This is a genomic window from Caballeronia udeis (genome assembly GCF_001544555.2).
In the GTDB taxonomy this organism is placed as follows: domain Bacteria; phylum Pseudomonadota; class Gammaproteobacteria; order Burkholderiales; family Burkholderiaceae; genus Caballeronia; species Caballeronia udeis.
The window spans coordinates 1-12,672 of record NZ_FCOK02000044.1 but is presented as its reverse complement, the minus strand read 5'-3'; the positions used below and the strand labels follow the sequence as shown (position 1 = coordinate 12,672).

Below are 12,672 nucleotides of genomic sequence, written 5' to 3'. Positions count from 1 at the left end.
GCAATGAAGCTATACCGTTCAGCGCGTCAGGTTCACTTTCGCGAGATCGATCAACTCGCCGCCGCGGCCATCCATCACCGCCTTCATCATGAAGAGGCCGAAATTCCAGGCTTCATCGATGGTGGTCTTCGGCGGCATGATCAGTTCCTGGCGCGCGCTGACGACATCGACAAGCGCGGGCCCGTCGTGTGCGAGCGCTGCCGTGAGCGCGCCTTCAAGTTCCTGCGGTTTCTCGACGCGGATGCCCTTCACTCCCACCGCTTCAGCCATGCGCGCGAAGTTCGGATTGACGAGTTCGGTGCCGGTATCGACGAAGCCCGACGCGCGCATTTCGATTTCCACGAAACCCAGCGTGCCATTGTTCAGCACAACTACTTTCACCGGCAGCCCCGCCTGAACCAGCGTGATGAAGTCGCCCATCATCATCGTGAAGCCGCCGTCACCGGACATCGAGATCACCTGGCGGCCGGGATACGCAGCCTGTGCGCCGATTGCATGCAGCAACGCGTTCGCCATCGAACCGTGATTGAACGAGCCGACCAGCCGGCGCCTGCCGTTCAGCTTCAGATAGCGCGCCGTCCATGCGATCGGCGTGCCGACGTCGCAGGTAAAGATCGCGTCGTCAGCTGCGAGCTGGCTCACGAGCCGCGTCACATACTGCGGATGGATCGTGGTGCTCGACGGATTGCTCTCGGCAAGCGCGTCGAGATCCTTGCGCGCTTTCCGGTAATGATCGAGCGCGCTGTCGAGATGCGACGAATCGGTCTTTTCCTTGAGGAGAGGCAGCAACGCGGCGAGCGTGTCCTTGACCGTGCCGAGCAGGCCAAGATCGAGCGAACAGCGGTTGCCGAGCGCTTCGGGACGCACGTCGATCTGCGCGATCTTTGCGTCTTCCGGATAGAACTGCCGGTATGGAAAGTCGGTGCCGAGGAGCAACAACATGTCGCACGCCTTCATCGCAGCGTAGCCCGACGCGAACCCGACCATGCCCGTCATGCCAACATCGAACGGGTTATCGTGCTCGATGGACTCCTTGCCGCGGAGCGAGTGCACGACAGGCGCCTTGAGGCGCTTCGCGAGCTCGACCACTTCGTCGTGCGCGCCCGCGCAGCCGGCGCCGCACATCAGCGTCACGCGCGATGCCGCGTGCAGCATATCGGCCAGACGCGCGATCTCGTCGTCGGCCGGACGCAGCACGGGCGGCGTCGACGGTATCAGCCAAGGTGCAACCTCGGCAGTCGTCGTCGACAGCGCGATGTCACCCGGAATCACGACGACCGCCACGCCGCGCCGTCCGACCGCGACCCGCATCGCGCGGGTCAGGATCTGCGGTAACTGGCCAACGTTCGACACGAGTTCCACGTAGTGGCTGCACTCCTTGAACAGGCTTTCCGGATGCGTCGCCTGGAAGTAGTCGATGCCGATCTCCGAGCTGGGAATGTGCGCGGCTATCGCGAGGACGGGCACACCGCTGCGGTGGCAGTCGAACAGCCCGTTGATCAGGTGCAGGTTGCCCGGTCCGCAACTGCCGGCGCACACGGCCAGGTGGCCGGTGAGATGGGCTTCCGCACCGGCCGCGAAGGCAGCGCCTTCCTCGTGCCGCACGTGGATCCAGTCGATCTCGCCGGAACGCCTGAGCGAGTCGGTAATGCCGTTCAGCGAGTCGCCGACGACACCGTAAATGCGCTTCACGCCGGCTTGCGTCAGAGCGTCGACCAGGTAGTCTGCTGCGGTGCTCATGATGCCTCCCCGATGGAGGTATCCGCCGCTATGGGGAGCAGCGAACGCGAGTAAGCTTGGGGGTTGTTCAAGATGCGCCTCCTGTGGTTTCGCGCCATGCCTTCAGCCCGCGTGGCGTTGCGTCAGGTCTTCAAGCAGTTGCAGGTCCGTGACCGTGTACGAGATGCACATGCGTAAGCCCGCGCCATTGCGCACCGGCGCGAGCGTCGACAGTTCCTCGCCCGCGGCGTCGGGAAACATCACCGTGCCTTCCCCGGCCCAGGCGTCGACTACCTTGAGGTCATCGGTGATCGAGAGCACCAGTTCGTTGATCGCAGGCTGGTCGTGCTGGCACGTATGCCGGCGGGCCTCGGTTTGCCTGCGATCATGGTGTCGCGGGTCATCCGGGCGTGCTTTAGGATTCGCACGATTACGTATTGGAATCGCGCGTATGAAGCCACCCATCACCCTCCCGAACCGCCCTTGACATAGCGGCGATAGTGCGGCGTCCACATGTATTCCGCGATGCGAGCGTCCACGCCCGACTCGTCAAGAAAGGTGGCAACCCCATCCCGCTGTGCCTGCCGAGCCACTACCCTCGCGACAGAAATTGCCACATCGCGTAACTGGCTCACCCGCGGCAAGAGCCGTCCTTTCGGGTCGGTCACCGTTGGCGACATGGCAGCGACCGCCTTGCCCGCGACCATGAACATTGCGTCCGTTACACGTTTTGCCCTCACGGCCAGAATGCCGAGCCCCATGCCAGGGAAAATGTATGAGTTGTTCGTCTGATTGTTGGCTATTTCCACGCCATTCCAGGTGACGGGCTTAAACGGGCTGCCTGTGCCAACCAGCGCGCGCCCTTCCGTCCACGTGACGAGTTGCTCAAGCGTTGCCTCGCTGCGCGATGTCGGATTCGACAGCGGAAAAATGATCGGCTGTTGAACATGCTGTGCCATCAAACGGATCGCTGGTTCCGTGAAAGCGCCAAATTGACCCGACACGCCGATCAGCACGGTCGGGTGCGCGTTCGCGACCACATCGAATAACCCGATCTTGCCTGGCGACTCACTCTTCCAGTTAGCAACCGCCGCGCGGCTCTGCACGAATGGCCTCTGCCAGGTGGTGATACCCGGCATCCCGTCCACCAGCAGCCCGTCGCGATCGACCGCATAAAAGCGGCTGCGCGCGTCCGCTTCACTGGCGCCCGCCTCGACCATGGCCCGCAGCACGAGCGAGACGATGCCGCAGCCGGCGGAACCGGCGCCCAGCAGGGCAACGCGCTGCTCAGTCAGCGGTATGCCGGTGACGTTGATGGCCGCCAGGAGCGTCGCCAGCGCGACCGATGCGGTACTCTGGATATCGTCGTTGAACGTGCAGAGCCGATCGCGATAGCGTTCAAGCAACGGTCCAGCGTGGTAGCCCGCAAAATCTTCCCACTGGAGAAGCACATGCGGCCAACGCGCCATCACAGCGGTCACGAACGCTTCGACAAATTCGTCGTATTCGGTCCCGGTGACACGCTCGTGCCGCCACCCCATATACAGCGGGTCCTTCAGACGTTCCTGATTGTTAGTACCGACATCGAGCAAGATGGGCAGTGTCTCTTCCGGGTGAATGCCCGCGCAACCAACGTAAAGGGCCAGTTTGCCGATCGAGATTCCCATACCCCCAGCACCCTGGTCGCCTAGCCCAAGAATCCGTTCGCCGTCGGTCACGACAATGGCGCGAACCTGATCGAATCGTTTGTCTGCGAAAATATCAGGAATCCGATGTTTATTGGCGTAGCTCAGAAACAGTCCGCGCGGCTTACGCCAGATTTCACTAAAGCGCTGGCACCCTTCACCGACGGTCGGCGTATAGACAATCGGCAACAGCTCTTCGAGGTTGCTGACGAGCACCGAATAGAAGAGCGTCTCATTGGTATCCTGCAGGTCCCGAAGATACGCATAGCGTTCAAAGTCGGTTTCGTAACTGCGTAGTACCTTGATCCGTCGCGCGGCTTGCTCTTCCAGCGTGCCAATATGAGGCGGAAGCAGCCCATGCAAGTGGAACAGATCGCGCTCCTCCTCCGTGAAGGCGGTTCCCTTGTTCAGTCCGGGCTGATTGATCAGGTCATAGCTCATCAGTTCCGTCGCAAGGGTCTGTGCGACCTCAGATGATTTTTCCATGACGCACTCCTGAATAATGTTAGATCAAGTTCGATTCAGATCCCGGTGTGAGACGTGCGGACACCAGAACGGCCGGATTGTACGAAGCGACTTCGCGATGGTCACCTGAATTTAAGAATCCGCTACCTGGAGAACAGACCGATCAGTATTGCTTCCGTTCCGATTCCCAGGACCGTGCTGAGCAGGATGGTTGATGTCGCGTCAGCGGTATAGGTCTTGTTCTTTAACGCAAACATGGCGGCTGCGGTCGCAGTCGGAACTGCTCCAGTGATAATGGCCTGATGCGCGGGATCTCCTGTCAGCTTGAAAAGCAAAACGCCTAACAGCATCATTGCCGGCATGAAAAAATTCTTTATACCAATGTTCGTCAAGACGTCAAGGTTGATGCGGAATTTCTCTCCATAAAGCATCAAACCAAGCGCGAACAACGAGGTGCCCCCGGACGCCTTCCCGATCAAATCCACTGATGAAAGTACAGGCGTCGGGAGCTTCACGTGGCAAAAACTCAAGACGACACCGAAGATTGGCAGGAAGACGATCGGATTGATAGCGGCCCCCCAAAGGCTGTGGCCAAGGACGTGTACAGCGTCCTTCCAGCCGTGCCCCGCTTCCCGTTTGTCCGAAAGGTGGGTCAGAACAATGGTCAGGGGCAACATGAGAATACTGGTGACCAGGTTGCCGACGAGAACAACGAGGAACCCTCGCGGACCAAACATGGCTGCCAGGATTGGAGCACCAAAATACGCCATGTCAGGATATCCGCACACCAGTGCCTGCATGGTGGCGGTACGCAGGTCATGCTTGAACACGAGGCAACCCAGCGCAAGGGCGATCAAATAGCTGCCCATCAATCCAAAAGTCAGGCACAGGGCCAGTCCTGGGTCAACGATCTGGTCAGCGGGTGTGGTGACCGCTGCGTAAAACAGCGCAAACGGCAGTGCAAAACGGATGACCAAGGTTGCCAGCACACCGGCATCCTCGTGCTTCAGGAGACCAATCCTGGCCGATAGCCATCCAAGAACGATGGCCAATGCGACCGGCAGGAGTCCGTTAAGGATCGTTTCAATCACGGGATTGACCTTTAGCATAGCCGTGGAATGTCCGGCGAGTGCCTGAGTCAGCTCGCCGTACTGATTGCCAGACAGGCCAACAAATGCCTCGCCGCCATACTCCGGGCGGTTCCGCGAAATGTACCGCTACGGCGTTTCGGCCGCTTTCGAATTCGCACGATTGTCACCACTCCACCGCCGTTCAGTATTGCCGCAAATCGCTCGATATCGATGCCGGCCAGGACTTGCCATTGTCCGACTCGAGCCGTCCATTTCTGGCGCGGGGATTGGCCGCGGCACATCGAACAACAGGGTGAAGCGCTTTACACCCGAGTTCGTCAAGCACTGGAATCGTTTTGGCATACCCACAGGGCGGTCGTGGCGTGTTGACCAAAGTCCAGAACGAACGTGATGCTCGGCTTCAAACAGTTCAGGCATGCCGCGGCCACGATTTCAGGCATCAAATTGATGCATCGCATTCGCAAGGGACAGTTCAACCTCCCCATGGTCGGGTTCAAAGATACCGCCGCGCCTTTTTTCTGGAATTCCGTCCTGTTCAATCGATAAGGTATCCCTATCTATAGGGAACATCTCAGCCAGACAGGCCATTTGCACCAGAGTCCTAAAAGCCAGCTGGATAAGCTAGATATCCAGGAGACGAACCGTGTCTTCGAATTGATTCACAAGCACGCGGATAGCACTTGCTTCGGCGACCGGTGGACGTATTAGTAATCCGATGTTTCGGCAGACCGGATTTCCGGGCAATTCCGCCGTTTGAATAGAACTAACCGACGGTACATCGAGAAGCGCGGCCGGGATGATCGACCACCCCAGACCCTGGGCGACCATTTTCACAATGATGTTGGGTTCGTCAAGCTCCATGCCTTCACGAATGAGTATTTTGTGACGGCGCAAAAACCGGTCCACGATACGCCCGCCGAACGATCGGCGGTCGTATCGTATAAATGGCAGTTGACTCGCCCATTCGTCCATTGGCTCTTTGACCGAGGAAGCAGCGATGGCTACAAAAATATCGTCGATTAATGGCATCCACTCCAGATCGGAGGGGATACCGAAATGGGGCTTGATCATAACGGCCATATCCAGTTCGCGACTGTCAACCTTCGCTAGCAACTCCGCAGATGTCCCCGGACAGATGTTGATACGTGCATGGGGACAGCGTTCCTTAAATTTGCGCAAGATGCCAGGCAGCAAGCTCGATTGAACGGTCGAAATCGCACCCAGGCCGATCGTCTCGGGAACGAGTTCCGTAGCTTGTATCTTCAGCGCGTCGTACATGTCGACCACATGGCGTATCTGTATCAGCATTGCCCTACCGCGATCGCTCAGTTGAACGGCTTTACCGCTGCGCTGAAACAATAGACAGCCCAAGTCGGCCTCCAGCTGTTTCATCTGAATGCTGACCGCCGATTGCGTGAGTCCGAGCTTCGCACCCGCGGCCGAGAATGACTCCAATTCGGCTGCCACCAAGAACGTCTTCAGGTACCGGATCATATAAAAAAAACTTCTGCTAAGAATGAAAAATGTGCGTTTCACATTAGCATTTTTTTGTCTTATCGTAAACGTTGAGGTCGACAGGCCGCTCATATAACTACCGTGGGCAGCCGTAAATTGCCAAGCGACATGTTCCCACCTCCCGTCCTCCCCTCCACCCACCGAGTAATGAAATGAGTTCGATCGAAGAGAAGTTCGCCAAACTGACCACTGACCATGCGCCGGGCCAAGAGGTGCGCCAGCACGAAGGCGGCCTGGAATCGCTACTGCGCGGTGACAACCTGAGTGGCACGCCTGTGGATTTCTCACATGGCGACGTGAACACCAGTGCCTTCGCCCCCACGCCTGGTTCGCTGGATGAGTTCATCAAGGGCGTTGAGCGCGGTGGCGAGCAGGCGTACACCGAGTACAGAGGGGGTGCCGAGCTGCGCGAGCGCGTGGCTGTGCACCTGGCTGCGTTCACCGGCCGGCCACTGTCGGGCGCCAATGAGCTGATCATCACGCCCGGCACGCAGAGCGCGCTGTTCCTGGCCATTGCAGCCACGGTCACTGCCGGCGACAAGGTCGCCATCGTGCGGCCCGATTATTTCGCCAACAGGAAGCTGGTCGAGTTCTCCGGTGGTGAAGTCGTGCCCGTGCGACTGGACTACCTGGATCACACAGCGCGCGCAGGCCTCGACTTGAATCAGCTCGAAGAAGCGTTCAAGGCCGGCGTCAGGACTTTCCTGTTCTCCAATCCGAACAACCCTGCCGGTGTCATCTATTCAAAGGATGAGATCGAGCAGATTGCCGCGCTCGCCAACCGGTATGGGGCAACCGTCATCGTCGACCAGCTCTATTCGCGCCTGCTCTATACCGGTGTGACGTACACGCATCTGCGCGCTACCGAGATCAACGCCGACAACGTCGTGACTATCATGGGACCGTCCAAGACCGAGTCGCTCAGCGGCTATCGCCTGGGCGTGGCCTTTGGCCCGAAGCGTCTTGTCGATCGGATGGAGAAGCTCCAGGCCATCGTGTCCCTCCGGGCGCCGGGCTATTGCCAAGCGATTCTGCGCACCTGGTTCGAAGAACCAAAGGGCTGGATGCAGGAACGTATCGCACAGCATCAGGCCATCCGCGACGACCTGTTCGGGTTGTTCTGTTCCGTAGACGGCATGGCCGCGCGTTTGCCCGAGGCGGGCAGCTACCTGTTCCCTCGCCTGCCCGCGATGTCCGTCTCGCTGCACGATTTCGTCCGCATTCTCCGCCATCAGGCCGGGGTGACAGTGACGCCAGGCACAGAGTTCAGTCCTCACGCCACCGACAGCATCCGTCTGAACTTCTCCCAGAACCACGCTGCTGCCGTGCAGGCCGTCGAGCGCATTGCACAACTTATCAACCGTTATCGCGCCTGAGTGCAGAGGAGGTTCTCAATGACAACCCGCAAAGCCTTTTCGAACGAACGGACGCCGCCGCCGGCGGGCACCTACAGCGTGGCCATCCAGGCACAGGGTCTGGTCTTCCTTGCGGGGCAAACCCCGCGCGACAGGGACAACGTGCGCCACGGCGACAAGCCCTTTGAGGTTCAGGCGCGCATGGCCCTGGACAACCTCGAGGCGGCCGCCAACGCCGCGGGGTTGTCGCTGAAAGATGCCGTCAAAGTCGGCGTGTTCCTGAAGAATCCGTCGGACGCGAAGGCGTTCGATGCGATTTACGCCGAATACGTCAGCGACCCGCCCCCTGCCCGCACGCTCATCCAGTCAAACTTCGCAGGCTTCGATATCGAGGTAGACGCCGTGCTGCTCGCACGCGACGCCTGAGAGCGCGTCCATCCAGTCTTCAAGACTGTCCCTCGGCGGGATGACCTTCGTGACACGGATCCGTCGCGGGTATTAGGGAAGCGAAAGCGATCCATTTATTGGGTTGTGTCGCGCTAGGCGCGCAGGCAATCTGGCCGCCCTTCAGCCCTTCAGCCCTTCAGCCCATCAACGCTGAACGGGAACGCCTATCAAGATCCGGCAGGTCAAGTATCTGAACAACATCGTCGAACAGGATCATCGGGCCATCAAACACCAAATCAGGCCGATGATGGGCTTCAAGGATTCCGGTGTGCTCGCATCATCTGGTCAGGCATTCAGACAATGCGCATGATCATATAAGGGCAGATGAAAGTTGATGATATCGCGTGCACTACCGCAGAGCAGTTCTATTCGTTGGTCATGTAGGAATCCATACCATACACAACTTTCTCACCTAATCTCGACACACCCTTTATTTTGCCACGCGGGAGCGAATTGAAGCGCAATACGCGCTTTTTGAAAAGCCCTGCGGAATAGGATGTAGCTTGCTAGCTAACACGCGAAACTGCAAGATCGGGTGATACCATTTGCATGGCATCGAATTCCGACCTCATCTGTTCTAAAATGCGATGAATACTCGGCACCACCCACCTCCACGAGGCGCATCGAATGCTGGAGGCAGCTTTTTGCGAAAATGCCCACATAATATTTGAAACCTGAGAGTTTAAAATGCGACAGAATTTATCTGCCCGAGCCCTGCGCGATGAGGTCGGACCGCCAGCGTTCGTAGAAAATGAGGTGCCTGCCCAGTTTGAAAATCCATCAATTGGATGGGAGTCAGGCAGCGACAAAGCGCGCATTCTAGCTGCGGTGTTTCGCGGCCAGGCCGCATCCAGGAAGGACTTGGTGGACCTGCTTTCGCTGCGGTCCAGCTCTGTCTCTGAGTTGGTGAGTGACTTGCTGCGCTCGCAGTTGTTAGCCGAAACGGCGGACCGCCGCACGCGACGCGGCAGGCCCTCTCTAGTCCTGATAGGGAATTCTCATCGCATCGCTGTTTTGGTTTTCACGGTTACAAGCCAAGCAATGCATGCAACTGTTCTGAACCTTCTTGGGCAGACCATAGCGCACGAAGCGTGCGAACTCAGGCCTGACTGCACCAACGAAATTATCTCTGCAACAATCGAGCTTTTGAGCCAAAGGACTGTTGCGCGGTTGAAGAGCAACACAAAACTGGTGGGCGCTCGCTTTTCGCTACCCGGCCTTGTCAACACGGTGGCAGCAACATGGGTGTTCTCTACCCGATGGCCCCTGATGCGACGTTTGGACCTGCGCGAGGTCATGCAAAAATGGGATGTTCCAGTGTCTGCGTGCCGTAATCTGGACGCGGAATTGCACGCTCGGCTGGCGAGAGACAAGCGGCTTTCCAGCCGGACGATGCTTTTTCATTGGGGATACGGGATCGGAGTTGCTTCTACATCCGAGGGCCAGGTGAGATTCAGCGGCACCGAAGGGTTCGGCGAAGTGGGCCACTGGCGTTGGACGGATGAAGGCGCCGAATGCCGGTGCGGACGGCGCGGCTGCCTGGAAACGACTTCAGCGCTATGGTCGCTCGGACCTGCGTTGCTCGGAGAGAAATTCGATCCAGCCGCGAGTGAAGAGTCGATTGCAAGAATATTTCGCGAAATGGACCTCCTCGAATTTCCATCGATCCAAATTGCCTTACGCAATGTCGTGTTGACGTTAGCGAACCTGTGCCGCGTTGGATTCCCACGAACCGTCGTTATGTCCGGGCCGTTCGTGGCAAATGCAAAGTTGTGGATTGCCTTTCGCGAGGCCTTCTTGCGCGAGGGTATCTTGTTGGACCTCCCAGGTCCCGATCTCATTGCTGACGAACGTAGCCGTGAACTTGAAATGCTCGGCGCCGCGGGACCTTTACTGAGTACCGGGTTGGAACGGTTGCTGGGCCGTCCATCTGACTGATTCACCTTGGCGCCGTTAGTAGTCTCCGACGGCCCGGATGCGGCGACTCGGCTCGCTCCTTTCCGGAGTCGGCACCCGTTGCACAAAAACATTCAGTTGCATTACAAAACTCTCAGGCTCTGAATCTATCCAGGCATTTCGGGAAAACAGTCAGCGCTGTGTGTTGAAAAGTGCGGAAGCGAGTGTTACAGCGAGATGATTCATTTATGAAATTTTCATCTAGTTATTCTAACTATTTTTTTGTGACATATCGCCCTTCGCCTCGGCACCTTTCGTTTCAAGCAGGTGCTCATCGCTGTATGTGATCATCCATTGCGTCCGACCGAGGTCTCCTTTGATTCCTGCCTTTTGACCAAGGGGTCTTTGCCGACGCCGAACGCTGCTCCAATAGTTTGCCGCGCGCGCGACAGACGGCTCATGATCGTGCCGATAGGCACGTCCAGCGCTTCGGCGGCTTCCTTATAGCTCATCCCTTCTATGGCTACCAGCAGCATGGCGACACGTTGCGGCTCCGGCAACCGCTGTACCGCGCTCACAATTTGAGCGCTCATGAGGTTTTCTTCGGGCGTACGGGCGGCAGGATCTGCAACACTGTCCAGCAGATCGTCGTCCCAAGCGATCCCCGCACGGCTTCGCGCACGGCGCGCCCGTACTTCGTTTATCCACGTGGAATATACAATGGAAAACATCCAGCTAAGCGGGGCAGTATCAGGCTGCAATTGATACGCCCGTTCGAGAGCGCGAAGGCAAGCAAGCTGCATCAGGTCTTCTGCGTCGTGCTTATCTCCGGAAATGCGCAGCGCAAACTTCCATAATTGCGGCAGCATCTTCGGGAGCATATTGCATAAATCCCCAGTGCTGCTCATTGCCTTGCTCCGCTACCAGATGCGGCCCCAACTTCATCGGCGCGACAGGGAATTAATTTGCAAAGAGTAACCAAGCAGGACATGACGACCATCACACGAATTGGCCGACCCCATTGGCCTCGTGCATGCGGCGTTGATGCCGCTATCCATGGTGCATTTTCCTGACTCCTCCAAGTATCGATACACCACACGTCGAAACTTCGCTCACTCGCCCACTCTTTCCTGACGCCGCTAACCGATTCAAAGTCCATCGCGCTGCCCTTCGTTGTCGCCACATGACCGCGAGTAAAGTGAAATCTGCACTCATCAAAAAGGCTCTCTTCCCTACTATCTGCCTGACGTTCGACCGTTGGAATGACGCCTGAAATGCGAGATCGCATGATGCCCAAATATCCTACCTAATTATGAACACGTCTGGTCTAAAATGGCATGAATATTTTGTTTCGCCACATCAATGACTTGTTCATCGCGGATTGATCGGGGATATCGCCTGCGTAGAATTGCAAACCCGCTTGGTCATATATAAGACGGTTATGCATACACTCTGCCAACAAAAGATTACGCTGTGCAGCCTTCGCGGCGAATGAATCGCTGAACCTCTTCCTGCTGCGGACCCACCGGAAGCTTCTCGTAGCGGAACAGACACGGTCCTCCCATACCAGCGCCAAGTTTCTTCAACTTCCGCCGGTCTGCTTACAGGTAGCAGAGGGAACTTCGCAGTCCGCTCACAACGCGGCGGCCATCGATACTCGTGACCAGCCTTGCCTTCGCCTCAGGGCAATAAACGCGTTGAGTTGTTCGAGTCGCGTCTCGCCAATTCCCTATTGTGCGAGCAGGTCCTCGGCTTGTCGCTCGTGAGGATGGAATAAAACCCAAGCCTCGGCCGTTCTTGTCACTAATCTGCTTTTCTTCCCGGAGTGCACACATGCAACCGCCGCTCGCTGTCGCAATTGATTCGCTTCATGGCTTCGAGCTGACAGAAGACGGTCAATACCTGATGCTGAAGAGCAACCAGCCGGATCGCATTGCATTGCACTGCTCGGTCATGCACGAACTGCTGGCGGCGCTGTCGAATGCCATCGGCTCGTCGGAGCGAATCCGTCATAAGAAGAAAAACGTGACATTCGCGATGCCTTGCGAAGCATGGTCGCTAGGCAAGGATGCAGGCGGGGCACCTTACCTGATCTTGACGTTCCGCTTACCGGGAGGCGCGGAGCTGTCTTTTCAGATGCATCGCTCCCAAGCTGCGCACTTGACTGAGGTGCTTGCCCTCGTCACCGGGTTTGCAAAGCCCGGCGACCTCTCCGGCCTCCGGATGCAATAGCGCAACGCCAGGCTTCATGGCCCGTAATCGCGAGTCGTCCATTGGACAGCACGCGGTGCCGGTTCTCATTTTGAATTGGTTTTTTTCGCTTGCCCCTGCATGAAGGTAAAAATCTTATTGTCCCGTTGCACGCAGGCATTGGCGCTCGTCGGCCTGAGTGTGACGGCAGTATCGGCGCATGCCACCGCCTCGTTCGTCGTGCAGGATATCCGGATCGACGGCCTTCAGCGCATTGAACCCGGTTCGGTATTCGCCTACTTGCCTATC

The 12,672-nt window shown here is 57.8% G+C and carries 10 protein-coding genes and 2 pseudogenes; 6 read left to right on the top strand and 6 right to left on the bottom strand.

From position 1 onward, the window contains the following. Window positions 1-18: 18 nt before the first annotated feature. From poxB to AWB69_RS26780, 4 genes are all read right to left on the bottom strand, one after another. The gene (gene poxB, locus AWB69_RS26795; protein WP_062089858.1) at window positions 19-1,740 is read right to left on the bottom strand and encodes a ubiquinone-dependent pyruvate dehydrogenase; all 1,722 of its coding nucleotides are present in this window, start codon (window positions 1,738-1,740) and stop codon (window positions 19-21) included. Window positions 1,741-1,842: 102 nt separating this feature from the next. Continuing rightward, window positions 1,843-2,184, bottom strand: a complete 342-nt coding sequence (locus AWB69_RS26790; protein ID WP_062089857.1) for an acetoacetate decarboxylase family protein — start codon at window positions 2,182-2,184, stop codon at window positions 1,843-1,845. Further along, window positions 2,184-3,890 (bottom strand): NAD-dependent malic enzyme, encoded by a 1,707-nt coding sequence (locus AWB69_RS26785; RefSeq protein ID WP_062089856.1) that lies wholly within the window; start codon window positions 3,888-3,890, stop codon window positions 2,184-2,186. Before AWB69_RS26785 ends, AWB69_RS26790 begins: the two co-directional genes overlap by 1 nt. 122 nt (window positions 3,891-4,012) lie before the next feature. Further along, window positions 4,013-4,978: an AEC family transporter gene (locus AWB69_RS26780; RefSeq protein ID WP_231937240.1), complete on the bottom strand. Its 966-nt coding sequence runs from the start codon at window positions 4,976-4,978 to the stop codon at window positions 4,013-4,015. 274 nt (window positions 4,979-5,252) lie between these two features. On the opposite strand from AWB69_RS26780, the pseudogene AWB69_RS51110 reads away from it, so the two are divergent. Then, window positions 5,253-5,506 (top strand): annotated as a pseudogene (locus AWB69_RS51110) (hypothetical protein); the annotation flags it as partial. A gap of 75 nt (window positions 5,507-5,581) precedes the next feature. Here AWB69_RS51110 and AWB69_RS26775 read toward each other — a convergent pair. Beyond that, window positions 5,582-6,547 (bottom strand): LysR family transcriptional regulator, encoded by a 966-nt coding sequence (locus AWB69_RS26775; RefSeq protein WP_082913607.1) that lies wholly within the window; start codon window positions 6,545-6,547, stop codon window positions 5,582-5,584. A gap of 80 nt (window positions 6,548-6,627) precedes the next feature. Between AWB69_RS26775 and AWB69_RS26770 the strand changes: the two genes are divergently transcribed. The 4 genes and pseudogenes from AWB69_RS26770 (at window position 6,628) to AWB69_RS26760 (ending at window position 10,215) form a co-directional block, all read left to right on the top strand. Further along, window positions 6,628-7,851 (top strand): pyridoxal phosphate-dependent aminotransferase, encoded by a 1,224-nt coding sequence (locus AWB69_RS26770; protein WP_062089854.1) that lies wholly within the window; start codon window positions 6,628-6,630, stop codon window positions 7,849-7,851. Between the two features lie 18 nt (window positions 7,852-7,869). Then, the gene (locus AWB69_RS26765) at window positions 7,870-8,256 is read left to right on the top strand and encodes a RidA family protein (protein ID WP_062089853.1); all 387 of its coding nucleotides are present in this window, start codon (window positions 7,870-7,872) and stop codon (window positions 8,254-8,256) included. 187 nt (window positions 8,257-8,443) lie between these two features. Next, window positions 8,444-8,661: pseudogene (locus AWB69_RS46055) on the top strand (DDE-type integrase/transposase/recombinase); the annotation flags it as partial. 303 nt (window positions 8,662-8,964) lie between these two features. Further along, the gene (locus AWB69_RS26760; RefSeq protein ID WP_062089852.1) at window positions 8,965-10,215 is read left to right on the top strand and encodes an ROK family protein; all 1,251 of its coding nucleotides are present in this window, start codon (window positions 8,965-8,967) and stop codon (window positions 10,213-10,215) included. Window positions 10,216-10,520: 305 nt separating this feature from the next. On the opposite strand, the gene AWB69_RS26755 is transcribed toward AWB69_RS26760, so the two are convergent. Next, window positions 10,521-11,081 (bottom strand): RNA polymerase sigma factor, encoded by a 561-nt coding sequence (locus tag AWB69_RS26755; RefSeq protein ID WP_062089851.1) that lies wholly within the window; start codon window positions 11,079-11,081, stop codon window positions 10,521-10,523. Window positions 11,082-12,006: 925 nt separating this feature from the next. On the opposite strand from AWB69_RS26755, the gene AWB69_RS26750 reads away from it, so the two are divergent. Continuing rightward, window positions 12,007-12,405 (top strand): hypothetical protein, encoded by a 399-nt coding sequence (locus AWB69_RS26750; protein WP_062089850.1) that lies wholly within the window; start codon window positions 12,007-12,009, stop codon window positions 12,403-12,405. Window positions 12,406-12,672 lie beyond the last annotated feature (267 nt).